At 30.5% G+C, this 16,404-nt stretch carries 19 protein-coding genes; all 19 read left to right on the top strand.

Annotation, left to right across the window (positions count from 1 at the left end; translation table 11 throughout):
* Positions 1-116: 116 nt before the first annotated feature.
* The 19 genes from L2Z92_RS19865 (at position 117) to L2Z92_RS19775 (ending at position 16,332) form a co-directional block, all read left to right on the top strand.
* A complete protein-coding gene (locus tag L2Z92_RS19865) occupies positions 117-1,301 on the top strand; it encodes an erythromycin esterase family protein (protein ID WP_236456471.1) in 1,185 nt (394 codons plus the stop codon).
* Entirely contained in the window at positions 1,288-1,779 is a 492-nt protein-coding gene (locus tag L2Z92_RS19860; RefSeq protein ID WP_236456470.1) for a hypothetical protein, read from the top strand. The genes L2Z92_RS19865 and L2Z92_RS19860 overlap by 14 nt, the downstream gene beginning before the upstream one ends.
* A 9-nt stretch (positions 1,780-1,788) precedes the next feature.
* Positions 1,789-2,367, top strand: coding sequence for a hypothetical protein (locus L2Z92_RS19855; RefSeq protein WP_236456469.1), 579 nt, complete (start codon positions 1,789-1,791; stop codon positions 2,365-2,367).
* A gap of 74 nt (positions 2,368-2,441) precedes the next feature.
* Positions 2,442-3,164: a hypothetical protein gene (locus L2Z92_RS19850; RefSeq protein ID WP_236456468.1), complete on the top strand. Its 723-nt coding sequence runs from the start codon at positions 2,442-2,444 to the stop codon at positions 3,162-3,164.
* A gap of 120 nt (positions 3,165-3,284) precedes the next feature.
* Positions 3,285-4,280 carry an SAM-dependent methyltransferase gene (locus tag L2Z92_RS19845; protein ID WP_236456467.1) on the top strand — a complete coding sequence of 332 codons (996 nt, stop codon included), beginning with the start codon at positions 3,285-3,287 and terminating at the stop codon, positions 4,278-4,280.
* A gap of 10 nt (positions 4,281-4,290) precedes the next feature.
* Positions 4,291-4,932, top strand: coding sequence for a hypothetical protein (locus L2Z92_RS19840; RefSeq protein ID WP_236456465.1), 642 nt, complete (start codon positions 4,291-4,293; stop codon positions 4,930-4,932).
* A gap of 14 nt (positions 4,933-4,946) precedes the next feature.
* Positions 4,947-5,687, top strand: coding sequence for a DUF6000 family protein (locus tag L2Z92_RS19835; protein WP_236456463.1), 741 nt, complete (start codon positions 4,947-4,949; stop codon positions 5,685-5,687).
* A 3-nt stretch (positions 5,688-5,690) separates the two neighbouring features.
* Complete coding sequence (locus L2Z92_RS19830) at positions 5,691-6,032, top strand: hypothetical protein (protein ID WP_236456461.1); 342 nt, start codon at positions 5,691-5,693, stop codon at positions 6,030-6,032.
* 2 nt (positions 6,033-6,034) lie between these two features.
* Positions 6,035-6,610: a hypothetical protein gene (locus L2Z92_RS19825; RefSeq protein WP_236456460.1), complete on the top strand. Its 576-nt coding sequence runs from the start codon at positions 6,035-6,037 to the stop codon at positions 6,608-6,610.
* Between the two features lie 3 nt (positions 6,611-6,613).
* On the top strand, positions 6,614-7,012 hold the full coding sequence (locus L2Z92_RS19820; RefSeq protein WP_236456458.1) for a hypothetical protein: 399 nt from the start codon (positions 6,614-6,616) through the stop codon (positions 7,010-7,012).
* 302 nt (positions 7,013-7,314) lie between these two features.
* Positions 7,315-8,049, top strand: coding sequence for a YARHG domain-containing protein (locus L2Z92_RS19815; protein WP_236456457.1), 735 nt, complete (start codon positions 7,315-7,317; stop codon positions 8,047-8,049).
* Between the two features lie 35 nt (positions 8,050-8,084).
* A complete protein-coding gene (locus tag L2Z92_RS19810; RefSeq protein WP_236456456.1) occupies positions 8,085-8,603 on the top strand; it encodes a GNAT family N-acetyltransferase in 519 nt (172 codons plus the stop codon).
* Positions 8,604-8,681: 78 nt separating this feature from the next.
* Entirely contained in the window at positions 8,682-10,133 is a 1,452-nt protein-coding gene (locus tag L2Z92_RS19805) for an FAD-dependent oxidoreductase (protein WP_264554457.1), read from the top strand.
* A 244-nt stretch (positions 10,134-10,377) separates the two neighbouring features.
* Positions 10,378-10,995 (top strand): HD domain-containing protein, encoded by a 618-nt coding sequence (locus tag L2Z92_RS19800; RefSeq protein ID WP_236456454.1) that lies wholly within the window; start codon positions 10,378-10,380, stop codon positions 10,993-10,995.
* Entirely contained in the window at positions 10,988-11,983 is a 996-nt protein-coding gene (locus L2Z92_RS19795; RefSeq protein ID WP_236456453.1) for an XAC2610-related protein, read from the top strand. The genes L2Z92_RS19800 and L2Z92_RS19795 overlap by 8 nt, the downstream gene beginning before the upstream one ends.
* 109 nt (positions 11,984-12,092) lie before the next feature.
* Positions 12,093-13,142: a serine hydrolase domain-containing protein gene (locus tag L2Z92_RS19790; protein WP_236456452.1), complete on the top strand. Its 1,050-nt coding sequence runs from the start codon at positions 12,093-12,095 to the stop codon at positions 13,140-13,142.
* Positions 13,143-13,249: 107 nt separating this feature from the next.
* Positions 13,250-13,381 carry a hypothetical protein gene (locus tag L2Z92_RS19785; RefSeq protein ID WP_262912999.1) on the top strand — a complete coding sequence of 44 codons (132 nt, stop codon included), beginning with the start codon at positions 13,250-13,252 and terminating at the stop codon, positions 13,379-13,381.
* Positions 13,382-13,452: 71 nt separating this feature from the next.
* On the top strand, positions 13,453-15,300 hold the full coding sequence (locus L2Z92_RS19780) for a carbohydrate-binding protein (protein WP_236456451.1): 1,848 nt from the start codon (positions 13,453-13,455) through the stop codon (positions 15,298-15,300).
* Positions 15,301-15,765: 465 nt separating this feature from the next.
* A complete protein-coding gene (locus L2Z92_RS19775; RefSeq protein ID WP_236456449.1) occupies positions 15,766-16,332 on the top strand; it encodes a Crp/Fnr family transcriptional regulator in 567 nt (188 codons plus the stop codon).
* Positions 16,333-16,404 lie beyond the last annotated feature (72 nt).

The following is a 16,404-nucleotide window of genomic DNA, read 5'->3' as shown; positions in this document are numbered from 1 at the left end:
TTGATAATTTTTTAATTGATTACTATGTTGTAGTTTATTTTCTTAAAGTTTTCGTAAGATTTTTGCTCATAGCTTCATTTATTCTAAATTTACCCGCAATCAAAAAAACAAAATAGATGAGACACTTTTTCTTAATTTTATGCATATTAATAGGTAACATAACATTTATTGAAGCACAAGAAGATAGCTACAGTATTAATGATACTATTCTTAAAACACTACCAGAAAATGTTACTATTGTTGGATTAGGAGATCCTACGCATCAAGAAAGTACTATTACAACCTACCGCATCGATTTAATAAAGAAATTGGTTGTTGAAAAAGGATATAAAATTATCGCAATAGAAGGTAATATGTATGAGTTTTATAAAGCACACCAACGTTTTGTTATAGATAACGATATTTCGAACTACGAAAAAGCGATGTATAGAATGCTCAATGCTAAAGAAATGGAAGCGTTGTATTCGTTTGTTTATGAACAAAATAAAAAAGGAAATGAGGTAAAGTTTTTAGGGTTCGATCCTGCTTTTTCTGGAGTTAGTTTTGCTAAAAATATAGCAGAAGATTTAGAGCAAGTAACAGTACTTTCTCAAGAAGAAAAGAACGATTTTATAAAGTATATTGAAAAAGCGAATATTGCGAATCTTAGTGCTTTGTTTCGAAACAACAAAAAGGTGAAACGAAAAATTATAGATTATTCTGAGAAGATATTGGCAACTTTTAAACCTAAAAATAAAGACGATTATTTCTTTTGTGAAGCTTTAAAGAATATGATTTTTCTATTTGAAGATAAACCAAATACACCCTATGATGGAGATGATAAAAGAGATATAGGAATGTGTATGAATTTCGATTTCATTCGTTCGCAATATCCAGAAGAGAAAGTTGTACTTTTCGGATCGAGTACTCATTTGTTAAAAATTCCGAAATCAATTCCTCTTCCTTTTTATCAAAATAACCGAATTACATTTGCAAATCAATTGTTTGAAAAATATAAAGACGACTATTTTTATATTGCCTATACTTCCTTATCAGGTACGAAATATAACTACCTAAATAAAAGCAAGCCTAAGACAATTCCAGAAGCGATTGAAAACAGTATTGAATATAAAATAAATCAAGAATTTGATGGTACAGCAAAGTATATTACTGAGAAAACGTACCCTAGTGAAAGTATAATCGAATCGAGATTTATGGGACATTCTTTTACACCTTTATATCTTTGGGAAGTAATTGATGGCTTAGTTTTGATAAATGAAGTTAAGCCTTTTGAAATTAAAGAGATTGATGAACATAAGTAAAAAAATAATTGAAATAGCACAAAAGTATATTGATTCCAATAATGAGAATTTATATGAAATAGATCGAATTTGCTATAAGTATGGTTTTAAGGCTAGTAAAGAGTTTTGTGATGCTTATTATTTTGATTTTATAATTCTTAAATCCAATTCTAGTGCTGGAAAAATACCAGAAATGGCAGGAGCACCTGGTTTTCTTATTAATAAATTAACTTTTGAGGTAGAAGTTATTTCTTTTGGAATGTTAACCGAATTGTATATAAAAGAACATAGAATAGAAAAAATAGTAGATTTATTCTCTGAAATTAGAAATAAAAAAACAACTATTTTTGATTTGAAACGCAATATAAATAGTAATACAGTTGAATTACTTCGAATAAAAAATAGAATAGAAGCAGATGAAATAAGTCAAGAATTTTTGAATGAATTTTACAACATGTTAGATAATCATTCTAAGGAATTTTTTGATTCATCAAATTAAAAACATCAAATGGCACTATTAGAACTCGTTTTTGTTATTCTTAAAACAGGAATTTATGCATTTATTTATGCTTTGCTTATTTTTTTAATCTTGAATGTATTGCACTATTTTATAAGTAAAAATTGGTTAGAAAAGATATTGAAACAAAAAACGAAATTCTTGAGTTGCCTATTTGTAATCCTTTTTGTTTTTCTTTTTTCTTTCAGATTTACCTATTGGCAAGATACAGGATTAGGAGATAATTATTGTATTCCAATAGGTTATGGACAAACCATAGAAAATGAAGATTTTGAAAATACGTATTTTCAACCTTCGGAAAATGCAACATCGATAGTAGTCAATAAGTATAGTATTGTAAATACGATGCTTTATGCAGAAATTAATCATGATTTTTCCAAAAGCTCCAAGTTTGATTATTTCAGTTTTAATCTAAAAAACAAAGTACTAAAGAAATTTACAAGAGAAAAATATATTGTTTTTGCAAAAGAGAATAATGTGCCATTACCTGATACTTTTATTTCGTTTGTAACTCATTTTGAAACGTATTTAAATAATAGACCTTTTTGGAGAAAATGGTTGATACCTTAAAAAAAAAAAGAGGAGTAATAGATTATTTTGATAATTGAAAAGATTTCATTTATTAAATTAAGTATTTTTGTAGCATGACATCAGAGCCAACTGTAGTAGAGCAACATTCTAACGAAGAACTAACACATTTAGAAACTTTAATTGCTGATTTGCAACTTAAAATAAGCAATGCAGAACAGTTATTATTCCCTTTTGAGCAATCTTTAAGAAACAAAATAGCAGATTTGTTGGTAGAAGAAAGAGAGCTAACACAGTTATACAAAGAGCAGAAAGCGGTAAAGAAAGAAAAACGCTTAGAGCAAAAGAAAAAAGGTAAGAACTATAGTGCTCCAGTAGGCTTAGTTACTATAAATAAAACAGCTACTATACTAGAGAGTGTATCAGATATACAGGAGAAAAAACGACTGTATAAAGAAGCAATGGTACATGTGCATCCAGATAAATTTTCAATGCAAGAAGATTCGCAAGACATTGCTACCGAAATTACGTCAAAACTGATTCAAATTTATAAAACAGGAACTTTAGAAGAGCTTCAAGCTTTTCATGCACATATTTTTAATGGAAATACAGCGATTAATTTAAGTAATGTTGCCGTCACTCTAAATCCTATTATTGATAAGTATAGTTATTTGAAAAAAGAAATAGCACGTTTAGAAAAACAACTTAAAGAATTAGTAGAGCGGCATACTTATAAAGTACTCACCACTTACGAAAACCCAATGTCTTTTGTAGAGGAGTTAATTGTTTATTTTAACGATAGAATATTTAAAATGAAGAAGAGAACGAGAACGAAATAAGTGGCTCAAAAGTAACATTTTATCAAAAAGACGAACAGTTAAACGATAAAAGTAATGCTATAGAAAAAGATAAGTTATATTTATAAATAACGAATACAAAGTAAAAAGAGTAAACAAACAATGGATGAAAAAATAATTAATAATGCAATTCAAAAACTTACTTCTTCTATATTTGAAAATGCAATCGATGAGGTTGAAGCCGTAAAAAGCCTAGACGAAATTCATGGTTATTTTCAACAAATCACTGAAATTACAGGAAGCGATTTTGTCATTGAGCATATGGCAGCTATTCCGACAGCTAGAGGAAAAGCACTAGGGTTAAACTTTGCAGCACAATGCTTATTAGATTATAAAAGAACGATTAAGTTTTTAAAAGCAATTGTATCAGCAATTAAAGAAAAACAAAAAGCACATCCAGGAGAATTAATAAAAATATTCTATGCAGGATGCGGACCGTATGCTCCTTTTGTTACTTTAATAGCACCTTTGTTTCAACCAGAAGAAATACAGTTTTCATTGTTAGAAATCAATAAAAACTCAGTGAAATCGGCTAAGAAATTAATTGAAGGTTTAAAATTATCTAACTATGTTAATGAATTTTATACCGCTGATGCAGTCACATTTCAAGTACCAAATTCAGATTCCTTTCATATACTAATAAGTGAAACCTTAGATGCATTATTGTATCGAGAATGCTATGTGCCTATTTTATTTAATTTGCTTCCTCAGTTCAATGCAAACATAACATTACTTCCGGAAAATGTCATACTGCATTTGTCATTTTTAGACAAAGTAGAAAATAGTACCGATTATAAAGAATATGACGGAGATAGTATTCTAGATGTACGCGAATCGGTAGCCTCATTTTCAAATTCAGGAAACATTCCTTCACAATTACCAGAAGTGAAAGTCGATTTAACGTCATTAAATACGAATTGCGAAAAAATGATAATCGATACCAAAGTGCATGTCTATGATGATATTTGGTTGTATAGAAATGAATCTTCATTAACGATACCTCTTGAAATAGTATTGGAACAACCATTAGACAAAAAAGAGATAATTTTCACCTATTTCATAGCACCAGAAATAGAATTGAAATGTAGTATGGCATAATTATAAATTTATGAAAAAAGCACTCTTCATCTTTTGTCTATTAATTTTACTTTCGTCATGTTCAAAAAAGAAACAAAAAGAAAGTAATCCTATTAAAACGGAGACGAGTTTAAAAACAACTTTAAATCTAGATGAAAATAGTGTCTTAAAAGAATGGGTAAATTATTATAATACTAAAGATACTAGTTTTTCAATTGAGCAATTTGTTTTTTCAAGAGCAGATACACTAATTTTAAGCAAAGGAAACGTATACGGTCTTTTCGATAAAGAGTTCGATACAATCTATAAAGATTTTTTAGTATTCAATAAAGACAAGCAATCCTATATCGATTTTGATAGTTATAATTGGTCTATTGACGATGATAAAGGCGTGATGTTTTCTCCAGATCAAGAAATTAATTGGGTAGATATTAAGAATAAAACAGTGAATAGAATTGATTTCAAAGGACCATCGCAATGGGTTGAAGAAGCTTTTTGGAAAAATGATTCAACCATTATTTTATTAGAGAATACAGTTGAGAAGAAACCCATTATTACCGAAATTAAATTACATGAAAAAAGAATAACTACTTTCGAATACAAAAAAAATGTAGTTTTTGAATCGGAATATACTACGATGAGACTTGTAAATAAAGGAATGATGATAGATTAATACATTTAAAAGTTATGGATAAAAAAACGGAAGAAAGATTAAAACTTCACTCTGCTGGAGCAACAGTAATAAATCATTCACCCTTTGATGAATTGGTTTCACATGTTAATTCGAAAGAATTAGAAGACGATTTTATAAAAAAATGGGCAGTTCCTTTTTATATGACTATAGATAGATATTATGATCTTTCATGGGTTGAAGAAATAAAAAAAATAAAGAAAGAGATTACTCCTGAAATTACTTTACAACTATTAGGTGACTTTAATTGGAGAACAAGATTAGTAGGAGCCTATTTTTCTGCTGTAAAAGGATTTGACGAGCAAATTGATATTATAGGAACTCATTTTTTGAAGAGTGAAGAGTGTTGTGTGGGACATATTTATGCTCTTGTTTTAGCTTTCTTTAATAATGAAAAATCAATTCGATATTTAGAAGATTATTTAAATTATTATTTAGAAAAACCAGAGCTACCTTTTGATCAATATGATGCTTTAGAAGCTTTGTTTTATTTGGACAAAGTAAACGGTACAACGAATTTTAAAAAACATTTGTTGGCTTGGGAGAAGTTTCAAAATGAAGGTATTGAATTATCAATGAAACAAGCAAAATTTAGTTTGCAATATATTGAAGGAGAATCTAATAAAGAAAAGTTTTTGAAAGAGTTTTCAGAAATGAAAGTCGATTTGAATATTGATAGTACCTTGTTTGAAGAAAAAATAAGAATACTTAAAGAATTGAATGAATTTGAGCCTTAATAAATGAACAACAACAAGAAAATCTTTCTAATAGTAGTAATTGTTATATTCTCTTATTTTAGTTTTCCTCAAGTACTAAATGAAGGAGGAGGTTCTTGCTATCAAGGAATAACCAAACTAATAGATACATTTTTCTTATTATTATGTGGAGTTTTAACTACAATATCAATTCTTATAAAATATAAAAATACAGCAAAGATATTGAGTTTTCTTTCTGTTTTTCTATGGTTATTTTGGAGTATTGCGCTAATTACTAATGATGTAATAATGGGATTTTTACATGTTTTTCCTTTATTGATAGCTCAATTTATAGTGGTAAAGAATATCTTTTATAAAAATTTATAAAAATGAAACATTTAATAATATTTGTTCTATTTCAATTCATTAGTTGTACTATTTCTAAATCATCAAATAATGAAGCATTAAGTTTGTCAGCAATTATAGAAAACGAAGAACAAACAAACAATTTTGAAGAACAATCACACTATCCAAATTGGCTAATAACTATAGCGAATATTAAAAACAAAGAAATGAATCAGTATGACGTTCAATATAAAATAGATACATATAACGCTATAAACGATACTTTGAGTTATGCTGTTTTTTCAATTACAAGTCCAACGTGTTTGAGTTATGAATTAGCGACTTATTGGGACAAAAAGCAAGTAGATTATTTAGAAATCGGACAAAATTGTGATCATGATTTGTCTATTCCTAAACACTCTTGGAAAGAATATGAGTTTAAAACAACAACTCAAATTGAAACAATTACATTTACAGAATATGTACACGATTCATTAGTAGGAGAAGACGGATATTTGAAAGACGGCTATGATTTTATCGAAGCAGTAACCACAACCGATACCTTAATGAATAGTTATTTTATAAATAAAAAAGGAAAAATAACAAAATATAATAAATAGACTATGAATTTTTTAATATCAGTTTTTTGGATATTTATTTTCAATGGTTTTACACTCCAAAAGGAAAATAAAAATAATGAATTTGCTATAGCATCTAGCGAGAAACACATTACTATAGAATTAGAGTACATCATTTGGGGTTGCGAATGTCCGAATTGGATAACAAAAGAGGACTATAAGAAATACAGTGATAACAATTTAATTGCACATTGTTTTTATATTGAACCAGCAGATAAAAACACCAATTATTTAGAAGATTTTTATCCAGGAAAACAGTTGTTAAAAGTGACAGGTTATTTTGAGAAAGATAAACGAATACCAGATGATTTATTAAATTCTGAAGAGATAGCTAAGGAAGCCAAAATGTTTGTGTTTTTTAAATCTGAGATTATTGAAAAATAGTAATATAATAAGATGACAGGAATAGATTTTGGAATAGGTTTTTTGTTAGTACGTGCTTTATTTTTTTTGTTTTTTATATCATTCATAAACGTTTGCCTATTTATTAAATTCGATTTTTATAAAAATAAAAAGCAACTGATTCGGTATTTAATGCTTATATTTTTAGTAGGGTTGTCTTGTTTTTTAACGGTATTAATAATTCGCAATTTTAGAAAAAATGGTTTCACACTACTTTATATATATGCAATCAGTATAAGTTTACTCTCAATTATTAAACAATACATAAACAACAAAAAACAACAATGATAAAAACACTCACTATTTATATGCTATTGCTAAGTACAATAGTATTTTCGCAAACAATAGAAAACTGTAGCACATGTAGCACACAACTACTAAAAGAAAGTCAACTAAAAGGCAAAAGTGTAGAAGAATTGGCATTGCTACGTAATGAAATATCAGCTAGAAAAGGCTATGTGTTTTCAACGTCTAAGTATGCACGCTATTTTGAAAATCAAGATTGGTATAAGCCAGTCCAATCCAATGCAACTATAGTATTAACAGCAATAGAGAATGAGAATAGTAGTTTAATAAAAAAGCTTGAAGAAAAAGAATTAGAAAAGCGAAATAAAGCCCTAAAAGATTTAGCCGAATTAAAGAAAGCGTTTAATGATAAAAACAACGGAGTTATTGCTAAATATTTACACGAAATTATAAAAGAAGAATATTTTGAAAGCCTTGAATCCGATTTAAAAGTATGTTTAGACCATATCGATTTAAAAAATATAAATTGGAATAAAAACAGCGGATTATATAAAGTAACAATCGATAACGGAGATAATGTTTCTAAATATGAGCTGCTTTTTAAATACGATGAATTAATCTTAACTTCAGGAATGTATAGTCATTCAGAAATTTTCGGGGATTTTGATGATGGCTATTCCGATTTCATGTCAGAAAATGAATATCAAATTTGGTTTGTTTTCAAAATAACCGAAAACGGAATTGTTTTCGATCGTTTTAATGGAGCAGGTTAATAGAACTAATTATATAAAACACACACTCATACACAATGCAACACTCATATAAATTTAGAAAAGCCAAACTTTCAGAAATTCCTTTAATTTGGACAATACTACAACAAGCCATTCAAAGAAGAAAAGAAGACGGAAGTAATCAATGGCAAGATGGTTATCCTAATCCAGAAATCATACAAAATGATATTGAAAAAGAACAAGGCTATGTTTTAGTGCATAGCGAAACTATTGTGGGCTATTCTGCTATTCTAATAAACGACGAACCTGAATATGAAAAAATAGTAGGGAAGTGGCTCACAAACAATGATTTTGTCGTGTTTCATCGTGTAGCCATTTCACAAGATTATTTAGGAAAGGGTTTGGCTAAAATAATGATGACAAGCATAGAAACGTTGGCGCTAGAAAACAATATCTACAGTATAAAAGCCGATACTAATTTCGATAACGATGCAATGATGCATCTCTTCGAAAAACAAGGTTATGTTTATTGTGGTGAAGTATATTTTAGAGGAAGCCCTAGAAAAGCCTATGAAAAAGTGTTGAAGAAAAACTAATAGGAATAGAAGAATTCAAAACTCGTTCATCAAAAATAGCGTCTCAATAGTATCATGTCAAACAAAGAAGAAGCGAAAATGATAAAAAATCTAGTTTCAAGCTGGACTATTTGTCAGGAGTGTCAAGGACAAGGAAAAAAAAAGCGGAGAATTCGTAAAAAAGTCCGACTCCAGTATCAAATTGCACTCGATCAATTTGAAAAAACAAATGGAGAAGGAGTAGCTCCAATCCCTCCAAAAAGTCAACCCTATACATGTCCAAACTGTTCAGGATCTGGATTACTTCCTGCTATACTACATCCTATAGCAGATAAAGAAAACTATCCACATGTAGCAATTATTGGAGGAGGAATTGGAGGAGTGGCTCTTGCTGTGGCTTGTTTGCACCGTGGAATTCCTTTCACACTTTATGAGCGCGATACTAGTTTCGATGCACGATCTCAAGGTTATGGACTCACTTTACAACAAGCGAGTAAAGCTATAGAAGGTTTCGGACTTTTTTCATTAGAAGAAGGAGTAATTTCAACACGCCATTTAGTTCATACTACAGAGGGGAAAGTAATTGGCGAATGGGGAATGCGAAAGTGGATGCAGTCAGAAACACAAACAACTCCAAAACGCACAAATGTGCATATCGCAAGACAATCATTACGATTAGCACTCTTAGAACAACTTGGAGGACATGATGCGGTACATTGGGGATATCAGTTAATCGATTTTAAAACAAATGACGATAAGAGTGTTGCTCTCAATTTCCAAGTAAACGGAGAAATAAAACAATGTAAAGCCGATCTTGTGGTTGGTGCAGACGGAATTCGTAGTTCGGTGCGCAAGTTGTTGATTGGAGAAGATATTACTCCTTTACGTTACTTAGGTTGTATCGTAATATTAGGAATTTGTCCATTAGATGCTCTTGAAGGACTGAATAATGCTTTGCTCGATTCGGCTACAGTTTTTCAAACAGCTAATGGTAATGAGCGAATCTACATGATGCCTTATACTTCCGATTCGATAATGTGGCAACTAAGCTTCCCAATGCCAGAAGAGGAAGCAAAAACATTAAGTAATCGAGGAACGCAAGCCCTTAAAGAAGAAGCCTGTTGTAGAACCCAATGGCATGAACCGATTCCTCAAATTTTGAAAGCAACCCTAGAAGCTCAAATTTCTGGATATCCTGTGTATGATCGTGAGTTACTCAGACCAGAATTGTTAGAAAAAGGAGAACAAGTAACATTAATTGGAGATGCCGCGCACCCAATGAGCCCCTTTAAAGGACAAGGTGCGAATCAAGCATTGTTAGATGCATTAGCATTGGCTCGTGGAATCTCAAAAGGATGTAAACCTTTATCAGAATGGAGAGAACTAGGAATACGAAAAAGTATGCTAACAGACTTTGAATCAGAAATGTTAGAACGCAGTGCTACCAAAGTTAAAGAATCAGCAGCAGCAGCAACATTTCTGCATTCCGAAATTGTACTCCATGAAGGAAATGAACCACGAGGACGTTGTATAAATAAAAAAGACAAATAAAAGGAAGCAAATACTAGATAATTTGTAAGTTGCATTTCACACGAAAATAATTCTAACCCATCGTTTTATGCGCTATGTTTCATATAGCACACGAAAAGAGGAATAGTTTAGAAATTGGTAAAGGAGACTTTTAAATATGTTTTGGGTTTGAAGAGAATAGTTTTAAATTTGTAGAAACGAATGAAAATCAACGAGCTTTCAAACATCATATTAGCAACCTGATTCAATCAAAACTCATCAAATAATGCATACAGACAATTTGTTAAAACAAATCGATTTTATAAAAGAGATTGATAAGTTAAAATACATTCAGCGAAAAACTAAACTGTTTAATAGCGACAGGCATGAAAATGATGCTGAGCATAGTTGGCATTTGGCAATGATGGCAATCATATTAGCAGAACATTCAGACAAACAGATTGATATTCTAAAGGTTCTAAAAATGGTTTTAATTCATGACATTGTAGAAATTGATGCAGGAGATACATTTATTTATGACACTTCAAAAAATCACGTAAATACAGAAGAAGAACGCATTGCTGCTAAACGAATTTTTGGACTCTTGCCAGTAGAACAAGCTAAAGAATTTATTGCAATTTGGGAAGAGTTTGAAGAAGGTAGTACAGATGAAGCCAAGTTTGCAAAAACAATGGACAGATTTGAGCCATTATTACAAAACGTTTCAAATAATGGTGGAACTTGGACAGAATTTGATGTACCATATGAAAAAGTGTACGATAAGAAAAAGGCAATTAAAGAAGGTTCAGAGTTAATTTGGAATTATGCAGAGAATTTAATTAACGAAAGTGTTGATAAAGGAGTTTTAAAAAAAGAATTGACAAACTATAAAAGAAATGAATAAATATTTAATAAGTATGCTAATATTAGTTTCAATAAGTATATTTGGTCAAACAAAATATGAGATTAAAGGCTTTTCAGAGAAGTACATAGGAGTTTTAACTATTGATAAAGGATTTGAAGAAGAAGTTTTCAAAAAAGGAGAAATTTCAATTTTAAAAAAAGACAACAAAGAAAGCATCATAAAGATAAATTCAGAAGAGTTCACATTTGATTTAGATACTAACGGAAACATACAAACCAATGTGTTAGAATTGCCCTATGGAGAACAAAGCATAATCATTTATCAAGACTTCAATTTTGACGGTTTAAAAGATTTGGCCATTATGGACGGTCAATATAGTTGTTATCATGGTCCTTCTTTTCAGATCTATCTAGAAAGTGATACGGGTTTAAAACATAGTGCCGAATTTACCCGATTAGCTCAAGAATATTGCGGAATGTTTCAAATTGATTACAAAACAAAAACAATTAACACAATGACCAAAAGTGGTTGTTGTTGGCATCAGTTCTCAACCTTCGAAGTAAAAGGAAATAAACCAATTGCAATGAGAATTGTAGAAAATGGAATTAATTCGAATGGAATTACAGAAGACTATGTTGAAAAAAATAGAGTTGGAAACAAAATGGTCGAAGAAAAACACAGCTATTTAACTCACGATGCAGATATTATTGAAGTTTACTCCTTAACATTTAAGAACGAAAAACAAATGGTAGTGTATCGCGCATTTTCGTTTGAAGATTATTTGTTCTATATTTTTATAGACAAAAACAGTAAAATTGAATTGATGTATACCGACGAGTTTGTATACAATAAAAAGGTAGAAACTTTAACCTTTACAAATAAAGATATAACCTATCAAATAAACAAAAATGGAATTATAGTAAACACAGCCAAAAAGAAAATAAATATGAAAGCAGTTAGTGTAGGAGAAAACACTACTCTATCAAGTTTATCTAATTTGACTTTAAAAAACCTCACAATAGAATAAGCTAAACATAAAAACATGTTGAGGTGTTATTTTTCAATAATGCAACTTAAATGGGTAAACTAGAAAAAGTCAGAATAAGAGCAATAACAGTACACAGTCTAAAAAGGGTATGACAAAAAACAAAACAAAGCAAATATTCAGAATAGTATTTATTATTGCAAGCCTATCCTCTTTGGCGTTCGTACCATGGATTTTGGTAAAAGCTTGGGTTTTACCACTACCAAACACAGTACAAGAGCAAGTAAATGAAGCTATTGATTACGGATTCGACGGAATGATTGTTTATGTAGATAAAACAGGTCAACCACCAGCGTTTTATACAGCAGGTTGGAAAGATAGAAAAAAGAAAATTCCAACCGATCCGAATGCGCTATTCAAAATTGGCAGTATCACCAAATTATATGTTGCTGTGGCAGTCACTAAATTGGTTAGTAACAAACAACTGTCTTTAGATAAAACCCTCGCAGAATACCTACCAGAACTTAAAGGAAGAATTGAAAACGCAGATAAAATTACTTTGAGAATGATGGTACAACACAGAAGTGGAATTCCCAACTTTACCGACACTCCTGGTTATTGGGAAGAATCGACCAAAAACAATAAAGAAACACTCGCTTTAATAGTAGACAAACCAGCCGATTTTGCACCAGATAAAAAATATAGTTATTCAAATACAAATTATTTATTGATAGGAGAAATTCTCGATACAACTTTAGGACATAGCCATCATCAATATATTAAGAATGAAATTCTAATGCCACTTGGGCTAAACAATACATATTGTTTGCAAAGCGAAGTAAATTTAGACGACGTTATGAGTGGTTACTACGTAGATTATGAGGAAGATATGAAATATAATAATTTTACAAGTCCAGCAGGATCCATGATAGCGACCGCAAAAGATGTGGGAACATTCATAAGAGCTTTAAATGATGGATCCTTGTTTAAAAATGGTGAACAAGAAATCTATTCTTCTATTTACGTCTACGAACATGGCGGACTGCTTCCAGGTTATCAGAGCTTCGCGAAATACCACAAAGAAACCGATATGGTTATTGTACAATTCATGAATACAACTAATTTTGATGGATACAATTGGAATTTGTCGGAAATCATATACAATCGTATTGTCAAAATAGAGAGCAAGAAAAGAAAGTAAAGCAAGTTGTAAATTCAAGTAATTACTATCAATTTGTCTCATCCTTTTATCAAAAAGCACATTATAAAATTCTATTTTCATTATGAAAAAAAGAATAGATAAGCCTTATGGAAAAGAATAATAAGAAAAACACTCTTTTGCTGTTTCAAATAGCATTCAAAGAAAGTAAAATTGCTTTAGATTTTAACAGTAAAGAAGAAGTGCTTATTGAAAATAGAATTCGAAATTTATTCGTTTGAAGTTCAGTTTTTTATCGGTCAAGAACTATTAATTTATTAATTTAGACGACTTACAATTTATATAAACAAACATGAAAACAAACAAAAAACTAGTACTTCTTTTACTATTTGTCTTTTGCAAAATTACTATTGTAAAAGCACAAAATTTGAAACTCAAAATGATGTCTTTTAATATCCAACAGCCATACGGTACCGATTGGGATTACCGAAAGGCAAATGCTGCTTATATCATTAATACCACTCAAGCCGATGTTATTGGCACACAAGAAGCAGTTAACTATCAGCGCGATTATTTACAACAACAAACAGGCTATGCTTGGTTTGGAACGGGGCGTGACGGTGGTAACAATGGGGAAGGTTCTTGGATTTTCTATAAAGGCGATAAGTACACTTTAGACACCCCTAATTCTGGTAATTTTTGGATGTCAGATACACCAAACGTTCCATCGCGATTTGGAGGTTCTTATAACCGAATTTGTACGTATGTCCACTTAATAGAAAAAGCTACAGGTAAAGGGTTCTATGTATTTAATGTACATTTTCCTACTCCTGATTTACCTAATGAGCGACTTAAAAGCATGAAACTACTCACGCAGCGCATGGCTAATAGAGCCATACAATCAGACCCAGTATTTGCTACAGGAGATTTTAATTCAAACGAAGATGATGCTGTTACTTTGTGGATGAAAAACGGACCTGATAATCCTATTAAATGTAGAGATACGTACAGAGATGTTCACCCAACAGGCAATGTAAATACTGGTTTTAGAACTAAATTCGATTATATCTATTGTCCTAATGATGCAAAATATACATCCCAATATTCTTGGGTAATTAACACTTCGGTTGCTTCTGATCATTTTCCTATAGTGGCTGAAATCCAATATGCTTTTCAAAATAATCCACCAGTTCCTACAACGCATCTCATACCCGGTAAAGTTGAAGCAGAACAATACGCTAGCCAAGTGGGAACAGAATTAGAGAACACTACCGACAACGGTTTAGGACAAAATGTAGGCTATTTAGAAACCGACGATTGGATGGACTATAAGGTAAATGTAGCAGCGACATCCAATTATAATTTCGATTTGCGAATCGCTAGTACTTCAGCAAACGGAGCCCTTAATGTCTTTATCGACGGTCAGTACAACCAAACTATCAACATTCCTTTAACAAACGGATGGCAAAACTGGCAAACTATTACAAAAAATATCAACTTACCTTCTGGAATCCATATTATAAGGCTTCAAGTTGCTACAGCTGGGTTCAATTTAAATTGGTTCAAATTTGTTGATTCTAATCCTTCGGGTTTGGTTATTCCAGGAAAGATTGAAGCAGAAAACTATTCGTATACTTTTGGAACCCAACTAGAAGATACTTCAGATGCGGGTGCTGGAAAAAATGTTGGTTTTTTAGATGCAAACGACATTTTAGAGTATAGTGTAACAGTAGCCAATACAAGCAATTATTATTTTGATATAAGAGTAGCAAGTCTTGCTTCTAGTGGACGCATTAATGTTCTAGTAGACAATCAAATTAAAAAAGTAATTGATTTACCTGTTACAGGTGGTTGGCAAAATTGGCAAACCCATAATAGTACGATTGATTTACCGCAAGGAACACACAAAATAAAACTAGAAGTAGTACGCTCTGGATTTAATTTAAACTGGTTTAACTTTACTACCGCTTCTACCGCAAGAGAAAGCTTAGTTATAGAAAAAGCAACTTCAAGTTCTTTTTACCCAAACCCTGCAACAGATTATATTCATTTTGATAAAGAATACGATTGGACAATATATGATATTACGGGTAAAAAAATAGCAGTAGGACATTCACAAAAAGCCGATTTAGCAGCTCTAAATGCAGGCATCTATATCGTGCATTTTAATGAAGAACAAAAAAAGTTAATTATTAAATAAGTAAAACACTATTTTATTTACAAAACAAAAGCTGCCTGAAAAGGCAGTTTTTTGTTCATGAAAGAGAATATAAATACAGCTATAATATTCCCTTCTTTAGACGGGAGTTCATAAGACAGATTGGTTAAATTATTAATCGTCAGTTATAGTTTTTAACCCAGATTACGCATTAGACTTTGTTATGAGAGAAATAGATGCAAAATAGTAGCGAAGTACGGAAGTTTTGATCCATAAATGTTGCATTAGCTACATTGAGGACGTAAAACTGAGCACAGAAGTAAATATAAAGCAGCTATTTTTCGTAATAGAATTCTAATGGGTAATTTGGGTTTAAGTAATAAAGGATATAAATGACTATTAACACAATTATTCAATAAAATTGCTTTATTAATAGTAATAATAAACAAATTGGATTATTTGTCATTTGACAATTTTAAGAAGTGAAAATTATCTTAATTTTGTTAGATGGAAAAATTAATTGACTATTTATTACAGTTTGGAAATCTTAATCAACAACAAATAGATTTGATTATTTCGAAAGTTAGACAAGTGCATTTACCTAAGGATAAGTACTTTTCTGAAGCAGGAAAGGTAGCAAAAGAAATAGGGTTTGTTAGTGATGGAATATTGCGGATATGCTATTATAATAAAAAAGGTGATGAAATTACTAAATACTTTGTTTCTGAAAATAGATTTGTTGTAGACCTTGATAGTTATAATGCAAAAATTCCTGCTTCGCAATACATACAAGCAGTATTAGATTGTAAAATATTAACCATTTCATATAATGATATGCAAGAATTATCATTAACAATTATCAATTGGGACGATATCATAAACAAAATAACAACCAAAGCTTTGGTAGATAAAGTAAACATAATAAGTCCTATGGTATCAGAAGATGCAAGTAAAAAATACCTGTCATTTCTTGAAAAATTCCCTCAATTAGTAAATAGAATCCCATTATCACATATAGCTTCATATTTAGGAATAACACAATCTTCATTAAGTCGAATACGAAAGAACATCTAAATCGTTTTTTGTCAAATGACAAATTTTATATCAGTTCAATAATCCAAATTTGCAATAAATTAAAATAGAATG

The sequence above is a fragment of the Flavobacterium jumunjinense genome (assembly GCF_021650975.2).
Classification (GTDB): domain Bacteria; phylum Bacteroidota; class Bacteroidia; order Flavobacteriales; family Flavobacteriaceae; genus Flavobacterium; species Flavobacterium jumunjinense.
The sequence above is the reverse complement of the archived record's forward strand: the minus strand, read 5'-3'. Positions and strand labels throughout refer to the sequence as shown.

Excerpts from the sequence above, each read along its gene's own strand:
- L2Z92_RS19865 (WP_236456471.1), top strand. The coding sequence starts at position 117 with ATGAGACACTTTTTCTTAATTTTATGCATATTAATAGGTAACATAACA.
- L2Z92_RS19860 (WP_236456470.1), top strand. The coding sequence starts at position 1,288 with ATGAACATAAGTAAAAAAATAATTGAAATAGCACAAAAGTATATTGAT.
- L2Z92_RS19855 (WP_236456469.1), top strand. The coding sequence starts at position 1,789 with ATGGCACTATTAGAACTCGTTTTTGTTATTCTTAAAACAGGAATTTAT.
- L2Z92_RS19850 (WP_236456468.1), top strand. The coding sequence starts at position 2,442 with ATGACATCAGAGCCAACTGTAGTAGAGCAACATTCTAACGAAGAACTA.
- L2Z92_RS19845 (WP_236456467.1), top strand. The coding sequence starts at position 3,285 with ATGGATGAAAAAATAATTAATAATGCAATTCAAAAACTTACTTCTTCT.
- L2Z92_RS19840 (WP_236456465.1), top strand. The coding sequence starts at position 4,291 with ATGAAAAAAGCACTCTTCATCTTTTGTCTATTAATTTTACTTTCGTCA.
- L2Z92_RS19835 (WP_236456463.1), top strand. The coding sequence starts at position 4,947 with ATGGATAAAAAAACGGAAGAAAGATTAAAACTTCACTCTGCTGGAGCA.
- L2Z92_RS19830 (WP_236456461.1), top strand. The coding sequence starts at position 5,691 with ATGAACAACAACAAGAAAATCTTTCTAATAGTAGTAATTGTTATATTC.
- L2Z92_RS19825 (WP_236456460.1), top strand. The coding sequence starts at position 6,035 with ATGAAACATTTAATAATATTTGTTCTATTTCAATTCATTAGTTGTACT.
- L2Z92_RS19820 (WP_236456458.1), top strand. The coding sequence starts at position 6,614 with ATGAATTTTTTAATATCAGTTTTTTGGATATTTATTTTCAATGGTTTT.
- L2Z92_RS19815 (WP_236456457.1), top strand. The coding sequence starts at position 7,315 with ATGATAAAAACACTCACTATTTATATGCTATTGCTAAGTACAATAGTA.
- L2Z92_RS19810 (WP_236456456.1), top strand. The coding sequence starts at position 8,085 with ATGCAACACTCATATAAATTTAGAAAAGCCAAACTTTCAGAAATTCCT.
- L2Z92_RS19805 (WP_264554457.1), top strand. The coding sequence starts at position 8,682 with ATGATAAAAAATCTAGTTTCAAGCTGGACTATTTGTCAGGAGTGTCAA.
- L2Z92_RS19800 (WP_236456454.1), top strand. The coding sequence starts at position 10,378 with ATGCATACAGACAATTTGTTAAAACAAATCGATTTTATAAAAGAGATT.
- L2Z92_RS19795 (WP_236456453.1), top strand. The coding sequence starts at position 10,988 with ATGAATAAATATTTAATAAGTATGCTAATATTAGTTTCAATAAGTATA.
- L2Z92_RS19790 (WP_236456452.1), top strand. The coding sequence starts at position 12,093 with ATGACAAAAAACAAAACAAAGCAAATATTCAGAATAGTATTTATTATT.
- L2Z92_RS19785 (WP_262912999.1), top strand. The coding sequence starts at position 13,250 with ATGGAAAAGAATAATAAGAAAAACACTCTTTTGCTGTTTCAAATAGCA.
- L2Z92_RS19780 (WP_236456451.1), top strand. The coding sequence starts at position 13,453 with ATGAAAACAAACAAAAAACTAGTACTTCTTTTACTATTTGTCTTTTGC.
- L2Z92_RS19775 (WP_236456449.1), top strand. The coding sequence starts at position 15,766 with ATGGAAAAATTAATTGACTATTTATTACAGTTTGGAAATCTTAATCAA.